Genomic DNA, 20048 nt, shown 5'->3' on the forward strand with positions numbered 1-20048 from the left:
AAAAATAACCGCTTGTAAGACAGATAAACTGTCTCAAGCGGTTATTTTTTATTCACCTTCTTGCTATTCATCTGCTAATGGCACAACCAGCATATCAACAGTGATATTATTCATGACTTGACGAGTTGAAGACATAAATTTACTCCAGAAGTCCTGATGATGGCCAGTGATGAGTAAATCGACATTGTGTTTTTCTACGGCCTCTTCCAAAACTTGACTAAAATCTCCCGTTCCGTTTAAACATTCAGATACAGGATAATTTACTTTTGAGGCAAGTTCAGCCAGTGCCGTATTTGTTTCTTCAACAACACTGTCTTGTACCGAAGACATATTAATATCAATTAATCCTGTATAGAGATCCGAAAAATTAACATCAACGTGAATGAGGGAAAGTTTAGCTCCGCATTTTTCTGCTAACGCAGCCCCCTTACGCACTAAAACAAGACTTTCTTCAGAAAGATCCACTGCAACTAAGATATGTTTATACATAATATGCTCCTTGCTTGTGAGAGTTGTTTACTTTGTGTATAAACATACTAACACACTCTTTTTGATAAAAACTTGAAGTAGATCTCAAAAATAAAAATTTGATTATATTTTTTATACCTCTTTGTAAGTATTTTTATTTTTCCTTGGTATACTTTGCTTCATGTAAATTTAATGGTAAACTTTGTTCTAAATCAAATTTAGGAATACTTTTCTAATTTAAGGTTGAATGGATGAAAATTGTATCAGAACCTAAAACAAGCGGACGTCATACTTGCACAATTCATTGTCAAAATTGCAGTATTAGCCAACTATGCTTACCTTTTACTCTTAATGAAACGGAATTAACTCAATTAGATAATATTATTGAGCGTAAAAAACCGATTCAAAAATCGCAAGTCATTTTTAAGTCAGGTGATGAACTGCGTTCGCTTTATGCTATCCGTTCTGGGACATTAAAAGCCTATACCTTAAGTGAAAGTGGTGAAGAGCAAATTACCGGTTTCCATTTACCTGGCGATCTGATTGGCTTTGATGCAATTACCAATATGCAGCACGAAGGCTATGCTCAAGCACTCGAAACCTCAATGATTTGTGAGATTCCATTCGATATTTTAGATGATCTTGCCGGCAAAATGCCAAAAATTCGCCATCAAATTATGCGTTTGATGAGTAATGAAATTAAAAGTGATCAAGAAATGATTCTATTACTCTCAAAAATGAATGCGGAGGAAAAACTGGCGGCATTTTTGTATAACCTCTCCCAACGTTACTCAGCCCGTGGTTTCTCTGCAAAAGAATTCCGCTTAACCATGACCCGTGGAGATATAGGCAATTATCTTGGTTTAACCATTGAGACCATTAGCCGTTTACTAGGGCGTTTCCAAAAAAGCGGTATGATTTCAGTACAAGGAAAGTATATTATTATTAACCGTATGGAAGAATTAGCCGAATTAGCCGGAGCAATCAAACCGCAACAAAATATTATTGCTCAAACTACCGCTTAATTTATCTTACCAAATCCCTTTTTGAAACCTCGTTCAAAAAGGGATTTCTGATCCGATGAGCCTCTAACTCTATTTGCCCGTTTTTCCTATATCCGTTATAATCGACACAATTTTGACCCCAATTAATAAATAGAGGAATTTTTATGGGTATCTTAACTGGTAAACGTATTTTAGTAACAGGTTTAGCAAGCAACCGTTCAATCGCATACGGTATTGCAAACGCAATGAAACAACAAGGTGCAGAACTTGCATTCACCTACTTAAACGATAAATTAAAACCACGTGTTGAAGAATTTGCCAAAGAATTTGGTTCAGATATTGTCCTTCCGTTAGATGTAGCAACTGATGAAAGCATTACCGAGTGTTTTACTGAATTAAGCAAACACTGGGAAAAATTTGACGGTTTTGTTCACGCTATCGCATTTGCGCCGGGTGATCAGTTAGACGGTGATTATGTAAATGCCGCAACCCGTGAAGGCTATCGTATTGCCCACGACATCAGTGCTTACAGTTTCGTAGCAATGGCTCAAGCGGCTCGCCCGTTCTTAAATGAAAACGCCTCACTTTTAACCTTAAGCTACTTAGGTGCAGAGCGCGCAATTCCTAACTATAATGTAATGTGTTTAGCCAAAGCTTCATTAGAAGCCGCAACTCGTGTAATGGCAGCCGATTTAGGTAAAGAAGGCATTCGTGTAAATGCGATTTCAGCCGGCCCGATCCGTACATTAGCTGCTTCAGGAATTAAAAACTTCAAGAAAATGCTTTCTGCTTTCGAGAAAACCGCTGCTTTACGCCGCACCGTAACTATTGATGATGTAGGTAACTCTGCAGCTTTCTTATGCTCAGATTTAGCCTCTGGTGTAACAGGTGAAGTGTTACACGTTGATGCCGGCTTCAGCGTAATGGCAATGGGTGAATTAGGTGACGATTAAAACGATTAATTAATAGAAAAAACGGACTTAATTCTTAAGTCCGTTTTTTCTACATTTATATTAGTATTATTTACAATATACGTTTGCTGTACGAGGAGTATAAATACCAAGGGTAACAATACCAACTAGAATATTACTACCAGATAAAACAGTTTCTACTTGATTAACTTTATCTGTCGAACCACAAATCTCGGTAACGTTCAATGTTTCTTCTTGTCCAATCCCGCCTATAAAGAACGACTGAGTTACACTCTTAGTTGGTTTAATATTATCAGTAACTTTGCCGCCAATATGGGCAGTTTGTGTTGTACATGCCGTAGTCAGCAGGGCTGTTAATACAGATATAGCAAGCAATTTTTTCATTTTAAACTCCTTAAATTACTAGGATTAGTTACAATATACACGGATTTGGCGAGGTGAATAGATACCATAAGTAATTGTACCTAACAAGCCATTAAAGAAAGTAGTTTCAGTTTCTACCTTACCTACCTTATCTGCACCATTACAAATTTTTGCCGCATCTATCTCTTGTTTTTGAGCAAGCCCTGAAACAAAGAAGTGTTGAACACGATCATATTGAGCTTCCTTGGCAGGAGATAGTTCAAGTGTTTGAGTCGAACAGGCTGCTAAAGAAAATACTGTTGCAATTGCAAGTAATTTTTTCATTGAAAAGTCTCCATTATTTTTAAATGGATTATATTCTACTAACCTTTATAAGTTATAGCAACAGCATTTATTTGCTGAACTTGGTTCAAATCCGTTATAATGCCATTGTTTTTTCGGTGCAACGATAGCACCTTTTTTTATTTTTAAAATGAGAAATTATGTTTCAAAACAATCCCCTTTTAGCTCAACTCAAACAGCAAATCGAGGCAAGTAAAGAGTATGTCGAAGGTACGGTAAAAGCCTCAGACAAAGCCTTCGGTTTTTTAGAATGCGATAAAAAAAGCTATTTTATTCCACCTGCGGAAATGAAAAAAGTAATGCACGGTGATAAGGTAAAAGCCGTAGTCAAACGTGATGGCGACAAAGAACAGGTAGAAATTGATTCACTACTTGAGCCAATGCTGGATAGATTTATTGCCCAAGTTCGCTTGAATAAAGAGGGCAAATTGCAACTTGCGGTTGATCACCCAAGCATTAAGCAAACTATCCCGGCAAATACCCATAAAAAAGTCACTGAAAAATTAGAAAATGGCGACTGGGTGGTTGCACAATTAAAAACGCACCCATTGCGTGACGACCGTTTTTTCTTTGCTCAAGTTACCCAATTTATCTGTAAAGAATCTGATAATTTTGCCCCTTGGTGGGTCACACTTGCCCGCCACGAACAGCCTCGTGAACCGGTCGCAAATGAAAAAAACTATGAATTACACGATGAATTAGCTCGTGAAGATTTATCTCATCTTTACTTTACCACTATTGACAGCCCAAGCACGCAAGATATGGACGATGCTCTGTTCATCGAACCAATTAAGCAAAATGGCAAGCAAACCGGCTGGCGTTTAGTAGTAGCGATTGCTGACCCAACCGCTTATATCCCAGAAAATTCCCATATTGAAAAAGCCGCTCGCCAGCGTTGTTTCACCAACTATTTGCCGGGCTTTAACATTCCAATGTTACCTCGAGAACTCTCAGACGATCTCTGTTCGCTTGTCCCGAATGAAAAACGCCCTGCCCTCGTTGGCTTTATTGAAACCGATTTAAACGGCAATCTCATTAAAGAGACAACCTTTACCTCTGCTTGGGTCGAATCAAAAGATCGCTTGGCTTACGACGATGTTTCCGATTATCTCGAAGGCGTGGAAAATGCGTGGCAACCTCAGTCTGAAGAAACAAAACAACAAATCGAATGGTTACATCAATTTACTCAAGCCCGTATTCAATGGCGTGCTGAGAATGCGTTGCTATTCAAAGAACAAGGCGATTATGCCTTTGAGTTAAATGAAGATGGCTCGGTAAAAGATATTCACGTTGAATATCGCCGTATTGCGAATCAAATGATCGAAGAGTCAATGATTCTTGCCAATATTTGTTGTGCGAAATTCTTGAGCCAGCACGCCAAAACCGGTGTATTCAATACCCATTCAGGTTTTGATCCGAAAAATTATGAATTGGTAAAATCATTTTTACTCCAAACCTTAGCCAACGATGACAATCGTGATGAGCTTGCCGAACGCTACTCTTCCGAACGTTTAGCCACCTTAGAAGGCTATTGCAAAATGCAGCGTGATATTCAAGACTTTCCGGAGAAATTCTTAGAATTACGGTTACGCCGTTATTTAACTTTTGCTGAATTTAAAGCCGAAGTTGCCCCACATTTCGGGCTAGGCATTACCGATTACGCCACTTGGACATCACCCATCCGTAAATATGGCGATATGGTAAATCACCGTTTAATCAAACAAGTATTACTGGGCAAACAAAGCCAAGCGGTGGAAGAATCAATATTAAGCCGTTTACAAGAGGCTCGCCGTCAAAACCGTTTAGTAGAACGTGATATTGCCGACTGGCTTTACGCCCGCTATCTTGCCCCAATGGTGGAACAAGCGGTCGAATTTGAGTGCGAAATTGCAGATGTTTCCCGTGGTGGCTTGCGTGCGAAAGTCATAAAAAACGGTGCTCAAATTTTTGTGCCATTCTCCAGCTTGCACGACAACAAAGAGGAAATGGAATACCGCCAAGAAGAACTTGCACTTTATATTAAAGGTGAAAAAGCCTATCAGATCGGGCAAGCGGTGAAAGTGAAACTCACCGAAGTACGCTTAGAAACCCGCTCAATCGTAGGAAATATCATTTAAATTTCAAGCGGTTATATTTTGATGAGATTTTGCAAATTTTCTCTAAAATATAACCGCTTGTTTATAACTTTAGGGGAACAAAGGAGAAACAATGGCAACTTATATTGTGGGTGATTTGCACGGCTGTTTCCAAGAATTTCAGCTTTTATTAGAAAAAGTCAATTATAACCCCAAGCAAGACGAACTCTTTTTAACCGGGGATTTAGTCGCCCGTGGTGAGGACTCTTTAGCCTGTTTACGTTTTGTGAAAGACTCTGCAAACAATGCCAAAACTGTGCTAGGCAATCACGATTTACACTTGCTTGCCACAATGCTTGGCATCAAACGGGTAAAACCAAATGATAAGGTTGATGCTATTTTTGAGGCTAAAGATCGGCTCGATTTGCAAAATTGGCTCAGAAATCAACCGCTTGTAATTCATCACCCCAAACATCAATTTTTGCTCGCTCACGCAGGAATCGGCCCTGAGTGGGATTTGGCAACTATGCTAGCTTGTGCCAAAGAGGCAGAAAAGGTGCTACAAAGTGATCATTATGCGGACTACATCGGCCAAATGTATGAGAATAAGCCCGAACGCTGGAGTGAAGATTTGCAAGGTGTTGAACGCTGGCGTTATATCATCAATGTGTTTACCCGTATGCGATTTTGCTACACCGACAAGCGGTTAGATTTTGAGTGTAAATTACCGCTTGAACAAGCCCCTCAAGAACTGCTGGCTTGGTTTGACTTGGATAATCCGTTATTTACACAGAAAAACATTATCTTTGGTCACTGGGCAAGCCTAATGGGCAAATGCACTCGCCCAAACATCTATGCCCTTGATACCGGCTGTGCTTGGGGAAGCTATTTAACAATGCTCCGTTGGGAAGATAAACAAATTTTTACCCAAAAGCGTCTAAAATAAAAGCACTCGACCAAAAGCATATTGCACTAAGTTCCTTTTTCCAATAGAATGCACACCGTTAACGCGACTATAGCTCAGTTGGTTAGAGCACCACCTTGACATGGTGGGGGTCACTGGTTCGAGTCCAGCTAGTCGCACCATTATTTTTAAGCCTGAATATCCCCATTCAGGCTTTAATCTTACTATACTTATAAATCAATAAGTTAAATCATCTCTCAAAGTGCAATATGGCATTAATAAAAACATTATTTTTCATAGGAAACTTGATATTTATTAATCGTTTGTAGCCTCTAATAATATTCTTTTACACAAAATACACAGCAAAAAGCAAGAGAATTTTCCTAATTGTACTTAGTCTCTATTTGTAGGAAATAATCTTACAGGAAAACGGAAACTATCTTCAATTTATTGTTCGCAATAAAAGAGCCAAATCCCATTCAGAATTTAGCTCTATATTTAAAATATAACTTAGCAATTAACCTTTGTAGTTATATACGTGAGCAACTAAGTCTAATACTTTGTTTGAGTAGCCAACTTCGTTATCGTACCAAGATACTAATTTAACGAAAGTATCAGTTAATGCGATACCTGCTGCTGCATCAAATACTGAAGTTTCAGTTGCACCGTTGAAGTCTGTTGAAACAACTGCATCTTCTGTGTAGCCTAATACGCCTTTCATTTCGTTTTCTGAAGCACGTTTGATTTCAGCACAGATTTCTGCATAAGTTGCTGGTTTTTCTAAGTTTACAGTTAAATCAACAACAGAAACGTTAGTGGTTGGAACACGGAAAGCCATACCGGTTAATTTACCGTTTAATGCAGGTAATACTTTACCTACTGCTTTCGCTGCACCTGTTGATGAAGGAATGATGTTTTGTGACGCGCCACGACCACCACGCCAGTCTTTCGCTGATGGACCATCTACTGTTTTTTGCGTTGCAGTAGTTGCGTGAACAGTTGTCATTAAACCTTCTTTGATACCGAATTTTTCGTGAATAACTTTCGCTAATGGTGCTAAACAGTTAGTTGTACAAGAAGCGTTAGATACGATGTCTTGACCTGCGTAAGTATCAAAGTTTACGCCGTTTACGAACATAGGTGTTGCATCTTTAGACGGACCGGTTAAAACAACTTTCTTCGCACCTGCGGTGATGTGTTTGCGAGCAGTTTCATCATCTAAGAATAAACCTGTTGCTTCAACTGCGATATCAACACCGATCTCATTCCATTTTAAGTTAGCTGGGTCACGCTCAGCTGTTACGCGGATCGCTTTACCGTTAACTACTAATTGACCGTCTTTAACTTCAACAGTACCGTCAAAACGACCGTGAGTTGAATCATATTTCAGCATATAAGCCATATAATCAACATCGATTAAGTCGTTGATACCTACCACTTCGATGTCATCACGGTGTTGTGCTGCACGGAAAACGATACGACCGATACGGCCAAAGCCGTTAATACCAATTTTAATTGCCATAGATTTTTCTACCTATATTAAAGTTAAACAAAATTTGTTCTTTATGTACTACACTAAAGATGCTTGAATTATAGCACATCTTTTCACTTTCCTGACAAGCCAAAAGAACCCTTCCAATATAACAGATAAATTTTTTGTGATCTATGTCAAATTTTGAAATTTATAACGATTTTCAGGTCAAAAAAAGCTACAATGACTTCGCTACTATCTTAGGAGAATTGCTGATGATTAAACCTATTCACGCCCTGACAGAACAACAAGTTGATATTTTAATCAACCACGGTACGGAACGTCCGTTTACAGGAAAATTTTTGAATGAACATCGGGTAGGAATTTATCGTTGTGCCAGGTGCCATCACGATTTATTTCACTCAGATACTAAATTTGATGCTGGTTGTGGCTGGCCAAGTTTTTACCAAACGATTTCAGAATCGTCACTACGTTACTTAGATGATTACAGTTTAGGACGTCATCGTATCGAAATTCGTTGTGGGAATTGTGATTCGCATATGGGACACGTTTTTCCGGACGGCCCACCACCAACGGGGTTGCGTTTTTGCCTTAATTCTGTGGCATTGAATTTTAAGTGGGAAGAAACAGGCGAAGAGATTGATGGCTAGCTATTAATCAACAAGCGGTCATTATTAGCAAGAAATTTGCAAAAATTTAGCTAATAATGACCGCTTGTGCTATTCAGATTCAACCTTAAGCGAGAATATTTTTCGCAATAATATCGCCCATTTCTGAGGTAGAAAGTGGTTTGCTGTCATCGGCTAAATCAGCGGTACGGTAGCCATCGGTAAGGGCTTTTTGGATCGCTGTCTCAATCGCATCAGCAGCATCACCTAAGTTAAAGCTATAACGCAACATCATTGCGGCTGATAAAATTTGCGCAATCGGATTCGCAATATTTTTACCAGCAATATCCGGTGCTGAACCGCCTGCCGGTTCATATAAGCCGAAACCTTGTTCATTGAGGCTGGCTGAAGGCAACATTCCCATAGAGCCTGTAATCATCGCTGCCTCATCAGAAATGATATCACCGAAGATGTTTGAGCATAATAAAATATCGAACGATTCAGGTGCTTTGATTAGCTGCATTGTCGCATTATCAATATACATATGTTCAAGCGTGACTTCTGGGAACTCTTTAGCTACTTCCGTGACGGTTTCACGCCATAAAATCGAGCTTTGTAACACATTGGCTTTATCCACAGAGGTTACGTGTTTTTTACGTTTCATTGCAGATTCAAACGCCACACGGGCAATACGCTCGATTTCATATTTGTAGTATACTTCGGTGTCAAACGCTCTCGTTTGCGCACCTTCACCATCACGGCCTTTCGGCTGACCGAAATAGATGCCACCGGTTAACTCCCGTACCACCACCATATCAAAACCTTTAGCAGCAATATCGGCACGCAATGGGCAGAATTTTTCCAGCCCTTGATACAATGCAGCAGGGCGCAAATTACAGAATAGCGAGAAATGTTTACGCAGTGGTAATAGCGAACCTCGTTCAGGTTGCTCATCAGGTGGTAAATGCGTCCATTTCGGGCCACCTACCGAGCCAAACAAAATCGCATCTGCCTCTTCACAGCCTTTTAAGGTATTTTCGGGTAACGCTTTACCTTGAGCATCAATCGCAGCTCCACCAATGTTATATTGATTAAAATTTAGTTTAAAGCCAAATTTTTGTTGAGTCGCTTCAAGCACTTTGATAGCTTCTGCCATCACTTCCGGCCCAATGCCGTCACCGGCAAGCACTGCAATGTTGTAAGTTTGCATATAAGATCCTCTTAGTATATTTAATGTCGATTCGGCTACATTCTGCCTGAAAATAGCTGTTTTTAAAATGAATTTTCCGCCAACCTGATAAAAATAGCGTAGAATAAAAGTGTATTTGGAGATTTTTTGATGAAATTGACCGCTTGTAAACTCATTTTTCTGCTCTATTTGATGTTTAACCTCACCGCTTGTGGCACAGTGCTAAGCTTGGTTGAACAGGATTACCGTGTTTATGCCGGCGTAATAAAAGATTTCCAAGCAATGCAAGGAGGAGGCATATTCGCAGTGCTTGCAGTGATCGATTTACCCTTGAGCTTTGTATTAGATACTTTAATGTTACCCGTTACACTTAGCCAATAATAACCACATTAAAACGCCTCTTTTTCTGCTATTTCGGCCACCACAAACGGCGTATTTTCTGTTTTATTTTTAAGCAAATTTTGTTCTCTAAAGTTAATTGGGAAATGGCAGGCAAACTCGTGCTGTTTTACTTTCACTAATGGCGGTTTGTTGATACATTTTTTTTGTGCAAAAGGGCAACGAGGGCCTAAACGACAACCAATCGGCATTTCTTGTAACATCGGGACTGAGCCTCGTAGCGTATTTAAGCTACTTTTAAAGGCTAAAGGCTGAGAAAAATCCGGTGAACTATTGAGTAACACTCGAGTATAGGGGTGGTAAGACGATTCCAGAATGCTCTCTTTATCCGCAATTTCAACGGTTTGTCCACAATAAAGCACATTGTAAGAATCCACCCAATTTTGAATGCTACGCATATCATTACTCACCAGCAAGATTGAGGTTCCCAAATTCTGATTCATACTGGAAAGCAAGCGATAAACCTGCAACTGCGTGGTTGATTCCATAATATTAGTCGGCTCATCTGCCACCAATAATCGGGGCTGATTTGCCACCGCCATTGCAATCATCACTTTCTGAGCTTCGCCTTCGGTAATATCGCTTGGGTAGCTTTTCATAATATCTTGATGATCACGAATACCAACACGGTGTAGTAGCTCGATTGCTTTTTTCTTTTTCCACCCAAATCGTTGCCACCACTTCCCTCTAAATTGAATGGTTTGCATCAGTTGTTTACCAATTTGCTGGCTTGGGTCAAGGCTAGTAAGCGGATCTTGGAATACCATTGAAATATGATCGCCTACCAATTTTCGGCGTTCCGCTGGCGAAAGTTTCAGTAATTCAATATCGTCAAAGCGAAAGCGATCTGCACTCACAATCCATTCATCTTTAATCATACCGCAAATCACTTTGGCTATGAGGCTTTTTCCCGAACCAGATTCTCCCACCAAGCCACAAATTTCGCCCTCATCAACAGTCAGGTTGATGTTATCCACCATTTTTACTCTGCCTTTTGGCGTATCAATTTCAATACTTAAATGGCGAATATCAAGTAATGCCATACTATTCCTTAATCTGTAAAATTTTACTTAAAAATGACCGCTTGTTATGTGTCAGTATCCTATTTAAATACTATTCTTTACGGTATTTTTCAAAAATCACGCTTAAGCGTGTACCAAGTATTGTAACGGTAAAAATACTAAAAATAATTGCTAAGCCAGGTAATATCACCGTCCAAGGAGCTATATAAATCAGTTCCATGGATTCACGAATCATCGCTCCCCATTCAGGGGTCGGGCTTTTAGCCCCCAGCATAATAAAACTTAACGCACTAATATCTAATATGGCGATCACAAAAATATGTGAAAGTGCTTTAATTGCCACGCCGGTAAGATTAGGAATAATCACTTCTCGAATTAAATACCAGCGGCTTGCACCGTCTAGCTTTAAGGTAATGATGTACTCTTTTTTGAGTTGTTTTTCGGTTGCTTGATAAATTTTATGGATAAAATGCGGCAACATCGCTAAAAAAATCGCCAACATTGCATTGACCAAACTCGCTTCCATTAAGGTTGCAATGATGATCGCAATCAATAAAATCGGCATAAATAAAAAGGTATCGAACAAATGGCTAATCAACCAAAATGAACGCCCTTTTTTCAGCCCGGCATAAATCCCGATCATACCGCCGATAATCGCAATTAATAAGGTAATCATCAGTGCGGAACCAAGCGTGTAGTAAAAACCATACATAATACGGCTTAAAATATCCCGTCCTAAATCGTCAGTACCTAAAAAATGGCTGATTTGACCTTTGTCGTCCCAAGAGGGAGGCATTAATTCTAAACCAACAAATTGTTGATTGTAATTGTAAGGCGCAAGTACGCTCCCCATAAAAATAAGTGCTACTAAGAGTAAAAAAAGATAGAAACTACCAAGTGCTAGCTTATCTTGTTGAAAATAAAACCAGAATGTCTTAAATCCGTTACTTTCTCTGAATTGCTCGGGTTCTTTAATAACTGCCATACCAATCCTTTTTATCTGATGGATCTAACATCACCCGCACAAAGCCTGTAACCATATCTACTAATAACACAAACACCCCGATTGCAACTACTCCCGCTGAAATCGCATTATAGTCTTGAATAGCAAGGGCATTTATCAGCCAACGTCCAATTCCTCCCCAGCTAAATATGTTCTCAATTAACATACCGAAGGCAAAAATTAAAATAAAGGTACGGGCAATCATAGGTAATAATGCAGGTAAAGTATTACAAATAATATGCGTTCTCCAAACTCTAAACGGTGTCCAGCCACGCGTTTTCGCTATTTTAATGTAATTTTGTTTCATTACATAACCTGCTCTAGCTTGAGTAATATGCATAACTTCTAATGTAGCTGGCACAGCCAAGACTAATGTCGGCAAAGCTAAGTGATGTAAAGCACTCTGCATCATTTTTAATTTATAAGGTACATCAGATAACCAAATATCTAATAGCAAAAAGCCGGTTACCATCTGTTTCGGATAAAGCGAATGGATTTCTCCAATTGCTGACACTTCCCACTGATTGAGAGAAGCGTAATACATTAGCACTAATGCCAGCCAAAATACCGGCACGGCTAAACTCAATGAACCTAGTGTATTTAATAATCGCCCAACCATATTTTTTTGCTGAGTAGCTGCAAAAAAACCAAGAGGCAAACCAATAATTAAAGAAACAATGAGAGCCGATAAACAAAGCGTAATTGTAGCCGGGAACACCTGTAAAATTTGCGCTGTGAGCGGTTCTCCATTACTGAAACTAATACCAAAATCACCATTTAGCAGAGATTTTACATAATAACAATAAGCCTCAAACCAGCCTAACTCGGCTAAGTGGTTTAATGGATCTCGTAACAGAATATTAAAACTGATAAGTGACAAAAAAATCAACGTAATCAAGGTTAGAAAAATTTTTCGAAAAAAGACAATCAGCATAATTAGTTTCCTTTTTTATGCCCCAAGCCCAAACGTAACTCTGATAATTTTACCTGGCCGAAAGGGGAAATATCTGCCTGTTTCACTCCATCTTTTATGACTAATACACGATTAGCATTCATTAAAGGGAGAATAGGCAATTGCTCTTCTAATAATTTTTGTGCAAATTCATACAATAAATTAGCTGATGCCGGATCATCACTTAGACGGGCTGTTTGTAACCAAAAATCAAAATCTTCATTGCACCAATTTGATAAATTAGTCACCGTTTCCGCAGCTTTACAACTGAGTAAGGCCTCCAAAAAACTGTTAGGATCAAGATTATTTGCTAACCAACCACCTAAAATCAAATCATAATCCGCACTTTTATTAGCAAGCTGTTGCACCAAATAAGCTCGACTTACTGCGCGAATCTCGACCTCTAAATTTTGCGTAGCTAAATCAGCACGTATCATTTCTGCCATTTTTAATGGGTGTTGATTATAAACTCGTTTTTCATCAATTACCCACAGTTTTAAGCGCTGTTTTTGGTTTACTTCTTCGGTCTCTGTTTTGCTATCTAAAGACCGATTTATAATACTGTCATGCATTTCAACCGCTTGCTCACCTGAATTTTGGTGTGGTTGATAAGGGTAGCTTCCATTATTTTTTTTCGACCACAAAGCTGTTGGTAATAGGTTATCCGCTACTTCACCTGTACCATAAAATAATTTCTCTGCAATACGTTTGCGATTTATGCCGCGTGCAATACGTTGGCGTAATGCCAAATCCTGCCCAATACCCCGTTGCATATTGAATGCTAAATAAACCAAATTAGCACCTTTACTACTAATAAGCTGCCGATTATTTAACACTGATAATTGGCTAGGTTCCGGAAAAGCAACCACATCACATTCATTATTTAAAAATTTTGCCATCCTGCCGGTCGCTTCTGTGGAAAAATCTACGACCATATTTTGAATATGTGCTTTTTTGCCCCAGTAGTTCATATTTGGTTTTAAACGCACATAATCATTATTTTCATAACTTTCAAGTTGATATACGCCTGTTCCTACCGGTAACAAATCCAGTTGAACTAAGTTATCATCTGCATTGAGCTGTAAAGCATATTCTTTAGACAGAATAACTGCATATTGGCTGGCTAAATGCGCCAACAATGCTGAATCAGGGCGGACTAATTCAATTTTTACAATGTCATTTGACGGAGAATGAATGCTGGCAATTTTATTCGCTAAATCAACACTTTCAAAATAAGGAAAATAAATCTGCCCCGCGGTTTTTTGGTAAATATAGCTTTGTCGCTGGTGGTGTAATGCACTTTCAGGCTCACTTTTCACTTCAGGTAAATCACTTTCTTTACCAATCATTCGTTTTAGCGAAAACACCACATCTTCTGCGTTTAATTTACGACTCGGAGTAAACCATGGAGTTGTATGAAAAGCGACATTTTTTCTTAAACGTAATGTAATCACTAAACCATCGTCGCTGATTGAATAACTTTCAGCTAAAGCAGGCTCTAGTCGATTTTTTTTCGGATTAAACTCAACCAATTTATCGTAGATCTGCTCTGTTACCACATTCATATTCGAACTCACATCAGATTTTTGTGGGTTAAAAGAGAATCCCGATGAAGTCGTGCAATACACAAGGCTATTTTCAAGTAGCTCTTGAGGAATACTTGGCGCTGCGTAAGCGGTCGAATTTAGCCCTAAATTTGCAAAACATACTGAAAAAATGACCGCTAGTTTATTCATCTTTACTGTTTCCATTTTTTGTTAACCCGTATTGACGCAATTTGTTTGCCACCGCAGTATGTGAAAGTCCGAGCCGTTGTGCTAATTTTCGGGTACTCGGATATTCTGCATAAAATTGGTGCAATAATTGGGCTTCATACTGGCTCATCATTTCCTCAAGCGTCGCCTCCTCACGTACTTCAATCATCGCCTCCATATCTCTGGGTAAATGAAGATCTTTTACCGCTAAACGGTAGCTATGAGAAAGTGTACAAGCTCGATAAAGTGCGTTATAAAGCTCTCTTAAGTTGCCTCGCCAGTGATAATTCTGCAATGCTTGCAAAAAAACATTATCATACTCTAATTTGCTCACCCCCAACTGATTGCTAATTTGGGCGATAAAGTAATCAACTAATAATGGAATATCCTCTTTTCGATCTCGCAAAGGTGGTAAATTTAAAGTGAGAACATTTAAACGATGAAACAGATCTTCTCTTACTTTGCCTTGTTCAACTAATAATGACAAAGGCTGTAATGAAGTACAGATCACCCTAACATTGACTTGAATCTCTTGATCTTCGCCCACTCGACGAAAAGAGCCATCATTTAAAAAGCGCAATAATTTGGCTTGCATTTCCAGCGATAACTCAGAAATAGAGTCTAATAATACTGTACCACCGTGAGCATATTCAAAGAAACCGACGGACTCAGCGCCATTGCCACGATGTCCGAACATTTCCGATTCTGCTTCTTCAGCAGGTAAACCGGCACAGTTCACGGCAATAAATTTTTGCATTCGACGAGATCCAAAATGGTGACAAGATTTGGCAAATAAATCTTTTCCTGTTCCCGTCTCACCTTGAATCAATAATGGTGCATCAAGGTTGGCAAATTTTTTTGCTTGTTCAACAACCTCTTTTATCTTTACAGATTGTCCAATTATCTGTTCAAAAGATTCTGGATTTACGACCATATAGTCTCCTATAAATAGCAAATTTGTGCATTGTTTAATACGCTTAAAGCCTGATATTAGCTACTAGAGTTAACAATGCGAGAGGGATTGTGAGGCGATCATACCGCTATTTTTCTCTTTTGGAAACTTTTGTTTACAACCCTATTCAGATTATTTAAGTTATTAGGTTTACAATACAGCATAGATCTTCTAAACTTATTGCACTTTTTATGCCTCAAGCGGTCATAAAAAACGAATTTTTTACTCGCTACCCCCATTGGTAAAGCCGATGTTTAAAGGTATGCGTTTTGCAAACAAAGGAGCAAATGATGTATTTAGAACAAATTAAAGCTGAGCTTCAAGAAGCTGCAGATGTATTAGACAAATTTATGTCTGATGAAAAAAATATTAAATTAATTCAAGATGCCGCCATGCTGATTGCAAATAGTTTCAAGCAAGGTGGTAAGGTGATTTCTTGCGGTAATGGCGGTTCGCATTGTGATGCGATGCACTTTGCCGAAGAATTAACGGGTCGTTACCGTGAAAACCGTCCCGGATACCCGGCAATCGCTATTTCCGATGTCAGCCATTTAAGCTGTGTAAGTAATGACTTCGGTTATGAATATGTCTTCTCTCGTTATCTAGAGGCAGTTGGGCAAAAAGGCGATGTACTCTTTGGTCTATCAACCTCTGGTAACTCTAAAAATGTGTTAAATGCGATCAAAGTTGCCAAAGAAAAAGGCATGAAAGTGATTGCAATGACCGGCAAAGATGGCGGGCAAATGGCAGGATTAGCCGATGTGGAAATCCGAGTACCTCATTTCCGTTACGCAGACCGCATCCAAGAAATTCACATTAAAGTGATTCATATTTTGATGATGTTAATTGAATTTGAGATGGAAAAAGCCTAATCTCTATAACAAAAAGGCGTTTGCACCAAACGCCTTTTTCTCATACTTCATCAATAACAAACTCAAACCAATCAATCACATCTTTTTCGTGAATACCGTTAGCAATCAGCATTCCGGCATTTTTTACAGAATCAGGATCTTTAGAGATTAAAGGGTGCCAATCAAAAAGAGGCTTTCCTTCATAAAGTAAACGATAAGCACAGGTTTTTGGCAACCAGCCAAAATCAGGTAAGTTCTTTTTAGTTAATTTTGTACAATCCGACTCAATTTTAAAACGGTTCGAGTAATTCATACAACGGCCTGTATTCACATCTAATAAATTACAGGCAACCGAGGTATAGTAAAGCCGTTCACGCCGCCCTCTTCCCTGAATATATTTCCGGTAGCAGCACTTACCACAACCATCACATAATGCTTCCCATTCAGCATCATTCATTTCAAGTAGCGATTTTTTCTGCCAGAAATTTGCTTCAAAGTGTTGTTCAAACTGCATAAATTAACGTATTACAACCGCAGTACCAGTCGCTACCACGATGAACATTCCTTTATCGCCGCCCATTGATTGATACTCCATAGAAACGCCAACCACCGCATTTGCCCCCACTTTTTGTGCCTCTTTAGCTAATTCAGCTAATGCCTCTTTTCTTGCACCGTTCAGTTTGCTTTCATAAGCGCCTGAACGTCCGCCAATAATATCAGTGATGCCTGCTAAGAAATCACGGATAAAATTAGCCCCAGAAACTACTTCGCCAAATACTAACCCTTTGTATTCTACAATTTGTTTACCCTCTATCGTGGGTGTAGTTGTAATAATCATTTATTCTCTCCTGCTAACTGCTGTTTTAATTGCTCTAGGGCGATTGCACGGTGTGAAATCGCTTTTTTCTCTTTGGTTTCTAATTCTGCAAAAGTGCAAGCTTTCGATGGGTAGAAAAACAGGGAATCGTAGCCGAAACCATTTTCACCTCTTTCTTCCGTCAAAATTTCACCAAAACATTCACCCAACGCAATATAAGGTGTCGGGTCAGTTTCGTGTTTTAAAAACACGATACAACTGACAAATTTCGCCAGACGATTCTCTTGCCCTTGCATTTTGGCTAGTAATTTTTGACGATTATCCGCATCGGTTGCCTGCTCCCCAGCATAACGTGCAGAATATAGCCCCGGTTCACCACCAAGTGCCACAACCGACAAACCTGAATCATCAGCAATCGCCGGTAAACCTGTCATTTTAGCGGCAAAACGTGCTTTAATCAGTGCATTTTCGACAAAAGTCAATCCGGTTTCTTCCGGTGATTCAATGCCAAATTCACTTTGAGCCACCACATCAAAACCAAATTGTGAGAGTACATCTGCCATTTCTTTAACTTTACCTGCATTACTTGTTGCAAGTACAATTTTTGTCTTTTCCATATTGTCCTTATTTGCAAAAATATTCTAAAAAATCACCGCTTGTTATTCGATACCTTTTTGGTAAGACATCATCAGCAACGTTCGCCATTTATCCTCACCTTTCTCATCTTTTCCCATATTAGCAATATTAGGAAATCTTCCCCATTGTTCAAAGCCGTGTTTTCTCATTAGATTTTGGCTCACTGTATTTAATTCAAACACATACGCCATCAACGTATGAATATTGTGATTAAGCATTTCAGCTTGCATAAACTCAATAATTTTTGAGCCGTAACCTTTACCTTTGGCATCGTGATCTAAATAGATACTGATTTCCGAAGTATGTAAAAATGCCGGTCTTTCATAAAATGGTGAAAAACTAAACCAGCCAGCAATGCCTTTTTCATCTTCGACCACCCAAATAGGATATTGGGCTGTTTCAAGGTGAAAATCGAACCACTTCCGCCGATTTTGCGTAGTTACCAATTCTAAATCGGCGGTAATTTGGTGAGTGGGAATTGCTTGATTATAAATTGCCAATATTGTCTCAAAATCCGCTTCTACTGCTTTTCGGAATTCCATTTGTTATCCTTTTATTCGTTGCCAATAATATGCAAAAAATTAATATTTTATTACCGCTTGCTAATCATACTCGGCAATAAAACCTGTACTTTTACTCCGCCACTTTCCACATTTTCAATCGAAAATTCGGCTTTGAGTTCAGCCGCCCGTTCTTGCATAATCGTCAGTCCATAATGCCCTTCTGGTTGCGTATGGGCAGCAAGCCCTACGCCGTTATCTTGAATAATCAAACAATGCTCACCATCATCATTTGTTTCAGCAATCACATTAATTTCAGTGGCTTGCGAATGCTTAATAGCATTAATCACAGCTTCTCGTACAATTTGCAATACGTGAACTTGCTGCTGAGCATTAAACATATGCGAAGGTAATTTGCAACTTAAGCGAATCTGTGCTGAGGTTTTCGGTCTTAAGCTTTCTAAAATTTTTTCTAACGCTTGTTGTAAATTCGCTTCTTGAATCGTTAGCCTAAATGTTGTCAACAGCTCTCTTAATTGGCTGTAAGCATCATTTAACGCTTTTTCAAATACAGTTAAAATTTCATTACGCTTTTCATCTGTTTTAGCAAGCTTAAGCAGGCTAACCTGAATTTTGAAAAACGTAAGAGACTGGGCTAAGGAATCGTGTAATTCACGAGCAATAATTGCACGCTCCTCCATGAGTACCAATTGTTGCTGTTGCTTTTGCATCTGCACTACATAAAGGCTACGACCAATCATTTCCGACACATTTTGGATCAATCGTTCATCTGGACAAACCAGTGAGGGTTTCCAGCTTAAGACACCCAGTTTTTCATTTTCTATTGCAATTTCAGCAGAAACCCAATCTAAACTTGGTTTATTGTCTATTGATACATTCCAATATTCAGCCCCATACACTTGTAAATCAATCCCTAGCAAATGTTCATTATCAAATACAGTTTTAAGTACTTGATTTAACACTTCTTTATTAATCGGTTTAGCAGTTAATAATTGAGAGCATTGATATAATACCAGTAAAGAACGATTTACCGCCAATAGACGACGTGTTTTATCCTGAACTTTATCTTCTAATGAAGTATATAATTTTAATAATTCATTAGACATATCAGTAAAAGTAGAGGAAAGTAGCCCTAATTCATTGGGTTCATTAACCGCTAATTTTACGTGGTCAAAATCTTTATTTTGAATTTGCCAACTCGCTTTTACCAATTGCCTTAAAGGTCCAATAATCTTTTTTCGAGTATACCAAACGCCAATATAAGCAAGGGCAATAATCAGTAACATTGCAATCGCAATCACGCCTGTTGCAATCTTTAATTTTAACTCAGCGAACTCTTGTAAACGGAAAACAAAATCATCAACTCTCTGCACATAATCTTCAATGTGTGAAGCATAATTAACTTTATCTCCCTGAGCGACATAAGATTGCATTTCATACCAATCTTTAAGTAATTGTTGATAGCTTTCTATCACGCTATCTGGCAATAAAACACTTTGCTTTAATGAACTAAGCTCTGTAGCATGTAGCGTTCGATGATATTCCAACAATCGCTCAGGTAGCAGTGCTTTTTTTGAATCCATTTCTGATAACAATCGATAACTTTGCATACGAAGTGAGCCTGAAACATTAATCAGGCTCGCATCAGATTTATTGCTCCACATAATACCAAGTGAGATTCCACTGATAATCGAAGCAAATCCGATCATAATTAAAAAATAGAGTCCTATCCGTCTAGCAATAGAGTATTTTGCTTTTATCATA

At 38.8% G+C, this 20048-nt stretch carries 22 protein-coding genes and 1 tRNA gene; 8 read left to right on the plus strand and 15 right to left on the minus strand.

Going from position 1 to position 20048, the window contains the following annotated elements:
- Positions 1-63: 63 nt before the first annotated feature.
- A complete protein-coding gene (locus tag ACJ7Z2_RS08645; protein WP_006252799.1) occupies positions 64-489 on the minus strand; it encodes a universal stress protein in 426 nt (141 codons plus the stop codon).
- Between the two features lie 230 nt (positions 490-719).
- On the opposite strand from ACJ7Z2_RS08645, the gene ACJ7Z2_RS08650 reads away from it, so the two are divergent.
- Both ACJ7Z2_RS08650 and ACJ7Z2_RS08655 read left to right on the plus strand, forming a co-directional pair.
- Positions 720-1493 carry an FNR family transcription factor gene (locus tag ACJ7Z2_RS08650; RefSeq protein WP_126301966.1) on the plus strand — a complete coding sequence of 258 codons (774 nt, stop codon included), beginning with the start codon at positions 720-722 and terminating at the stop codon, positions 1491-1493.
- Between the two features lie 143 nt (positions 1494-1636).
- Positions 1637-2425, plus strand: a complete 789-nt coding sequence (locus ACJ7Z2_RS08655) for an enoyl-ACP reductase (RefSeq protein WP_409500023.1) — start codon at positions 1637-1639, stop codon at positions 2423-2425.
- Positions 2426-2491: 66 nt separating this feature from the next.
- Here the strand turns inward: ACJ7Z2_RS08655 and ACJ7Z2_RS08660 are convergent, their stop codons facing one another.
- Positions 2492-2788 carry a Bor family protein gene (locus ACJ7Z2_RS08660; RefSeq protein WP_409500024.1) on the minus strand — a complete coding sequence of 99 codons (297 nt, stop codon included), beginning with the start codon at positions 2786-2788 and terminating at the stop codon, positions 2492-2494.
- Positions 2789-2812: 24 nt separating this feature from the next.
- Complete coding sequence (locus ACJ7Z2_RS08665; protein WP_006248149.1) at positions 2813-3091, minus strand: Bor family protein; 279 nt, start codon at positions 3089-3091, stop codon at positions 2813-2815.
- A gap of 158 nt (positions 3092-3249) precedes the next feature.
- Here ACJ7Z2_RS08665 and ACJ7Z2_RS08670 point away from each other — a divergent pair, with 158 nt between their 5' ends.
- The 3 genes from ACJ7Z2_RS08670 to ACJ7Z2_RS08680 all read left to right on the plus strand — a co-directional run bounded on the left by ACJ7Z2_RS08670 (position 3250) and on the right by ACJ7Z2_RS08680 (position 6270).
- Positions 3250-5226 (plus strand): exoribonuclease II, encoded by a 1977-nt coding sequence (locus tag ACJ7Z2_RS08670; protein ID WP_409500025.1) that lies wholly within the window; start codon positions 3250-3252, stop codon positions 5224-5226.
- A gap of 91 nt (positions 5227-5317) precedes the next feature.
- On the plus strand, positions 5318-6130 hold the full coding sequence (gene apaH, locus ACJ7Z2_RS08675) for a bis(5'-nucleosyl)-tetraphosphatase (symmetrical) ApaH (protein ID WP_409500026.1): 813 nt from the start codon (positions 5318-5320) through the stop codon (positions 6128-6130).
- Between the two features lie 63 nt (positions 6131-6193).
- Positions 6194-6270: transfer RNA gene (locus ACJ7Z2_RS08680), tRNA-Val, on the plus strand.
- A gap of 335 nt (positions 6271-6605) precedes the next feature.
- Here the strand turns inward: ACJ7Z2_RS08680 and gap are convergent.
- Positions 6606-7610 (minus strand): type I glyceraldehyde-3-phosphate dehydrogenase, encoded by a 1005-nt coding sequence (gap, locus tag ACJ7Z2_RS08685; RefSeq protein ID WP_006248201.1) that lies wholly within the window; start codon positions 7608-7610, stop codon positions 6606-6608.
- Between the two features lie 224 nt (positions 7611-7834).
- Here gap and msrB point away from each other — a divergent pair, with 224 nt between their 5' ends.
- The gene (gene msrB, locus ACJ7Z2_RS08690; protein WP_409500027.1) at positions 7835-8230 is read left to right on the plus strand and encodes a peptide-methionine (R)-S-oxide reductase MsrB; all 396 of its coding nucleotides are present in this window, start codon (positions 7835-7837) and stop codon (positions 8228-8230) included.
- A gap of 85 nt (positions 8231-8315) precedes the next feature.
- On the opposite strand, the gene leuB is transcribed toward msrB, so the two are convergent.
- A complete protein-coding gene (gene leuB / locus ACJ7Z2_RS08695) occupies positions 8316-9398 on the minus strand; it encodes a 3-isopropylmalate dehydrogenase (RefSeq protein ID WP_409500028.1) in 1083 nt (360 codons plus the stop codon).
- A gap of 129 nt (positions 9399-9527) precedes the next feature.
- On the opposite strand from leuB, the gene ACJ7Z2_RS08700 reads away from it, so the two are divergent.
- Positions 9528-9758 (plus strand): YceK/YidQ family lipoprotein, encoded by a 231-nt coding sequence (locus ACJ7Z2_RS08700; RefSeq protein ID WP_409501132.1) that lies wholly within the window; start codon positions 9528-9530, stop codon positions 9756-9758.
- Between the two features lie 8 nt (positions 9759-9766).
- Here ACJ7Z2_RS08700 and ACJ7Z2_RS08705 read toward each other — a convergent pair whose 3' ends face one another.
- The 5 genes from ACJ7Z2_RS08705 to ACJ7Z2_RS08725 all read right to left on the minus strand — a co-directional run bounded on the left by ACJ7Z2_RS08705 (position 9767) and on the right by ACJ7Z2_RS08725 (position 15441).
- Entirely contained in the window at positions 9767-10819 is a 1053-nt protein-coding gene (locus tag ACJ7Z2_RS08705; RefSeq protein WP_021279297.1) for an oligopeptide/dipeptide ABC transporter ATP-binding protein, read from the minus strand.
- A 70-nt stretch (positions 10820-10889) separates the two neighbouring features.
- Positions 10890-11783: an ABC transporter permease subunit gene (locus ACJ7Z2_RS08710; RefSeq protein WP_409500029.1), complete on the minus strand. Its 894-nt coding sequence runs from the start codon at positions 11781-11783 to the stop codon at positions 10890-10892.
- Complete coding sequence (locus ACJ7Z2_RS08715) at positions 11770-12735, minus strand: ABC transporter permease (protein ID WP_006248207.1); 966 nt, start codon at positions 12733-12735, stop codon at positions 11770-11772. The genes ACJ7Z2_RS08710 and ACJ7Z2_RS08715 overlap by 14 nt, the downstream gene beginning before the upstream one ends.
- 2 nt (positions 12736-12737) lie before the next feature.
- Positions 12738-14489: an ABC transporter substrate-binding protein gene (locus ACJ7Z2_RS08720; RefSeq protein WP_154704402.1), complete on the minus strand. Its 1752-nt coding sequence runs from the start codon at positions 14487-14489 to the stop codon at positions 12738-12740.
- Positions 14482-15441, minus strand: coding sequence for a sigma 54-interacting transcriptional regulator (locus tag ACJ7Z2_RS08725; RefSeq protein WP_409500030.1), 960 nt, complete (start codon positions 15439-15441; stop codon positions 14482-14484). The genes ACJ7Z2_RS08720 and ACJ7Z2_RS08725 overlap by 8 nt, the downstream gene beginning before the upstream one ends.
- A 308-nt stretch (positions 15442-15749) precedes the next feature.
- On the opposite strand from ACJ7Z2_RS08725, the gene lpcA reads away from it, so the two are divergent.
- A complete protein-coding gene (gene lpcA / locus ACJ7Z2_RS08730) occupies positions 15750-16331 on the plus strand; it encodes a D-sedoheptulose 7-phosphate isomerase (protein WP_006249151.1) in 582 nt (193 codons plus the stop codon).
- Positions 16332-16371: 40 nt separating this feature from the next.
- Here lpcA and ACJ7Z2_RS08735 read toward each other — a convergent pair whose 3' ends face one another.
- The 5 genes from ACJ7Z2_RS08735 to narQ are packed head-to-tail and all read right to left on the minus strand — an operon-like array spanning position 16372 to position 20047.
- On the minus strand, positions 16372-16824 hold the full coding sequence (locus ACJ7Z2_RS08735; protein ID WP_154704404.1) for a YcgN family cysteine cluster protein: 453 nt from the start codon (positions 16822-16824) through the stop codon (positions 16372-16374).
- Between the two features lie 3 nt (positions 16825-16827).
- On the minus strand, positions 16828-17148 hold the full coding sequence (locus tag ACJ7Z2_RS08740) for a YbjQ family protein (protein ID WP_006249153.1): 321 nt from the start codon (positions 17146-17148) through the stop codon (positions 16828-16830).
- Complete coding sequence (rdgB, locus tag ACJ7Z2_RS08745) at positions 17145-17744, minus strand: RdgB/HAM1 family non-canonical purine NTP pyrophosphatase (protein WP_409500031.1); 600 nt, start codon at positions 17742-17744, stop codon at positions 17145-17147. Before rdgB ends, ACJ7Z2_RS08740 begins: the two co-directional genes overlap by 4 nt.
- Positions 17745-17786: 42 nt before the next feature.
- Complete coding sequence (locus ACJ7Z2_RS08750) at positions 17787-18305, minus strand: N-acetyltransferase family protein (RefSeq protein WP_409500032.1); 519 nt, start codon at positions 18303-18305, stop codon at positions 17787-17789.
- Positions 18306-18355: 50 nt separating this feature from the next.
- Positions 18356-20047, minus strand: a complete 1692-nt coding sequence (gene narQ / locus ACJ7Z2_RS08755; RefSeq protein ID WP_409500033.1) for a nitrate/nitrite two-component system sensor histidine kinase NarQ — start codon at positions 20045-20047, stop codon at positions 18356-18358.
- Position 20048 lies beyond the last annotated feature (1 nt).

The sequence above is a fragment of the Mannheimia glucosida genome, assembly GCF_046267875.1.
GTDB classification, from domain to species: domain Bacteria; phylum Pseudomonadota; class Gammaproteobacteria; order Enterobacterales; family Pasteurellaceae; genus Mannheimia; species Mannheimia glucosida.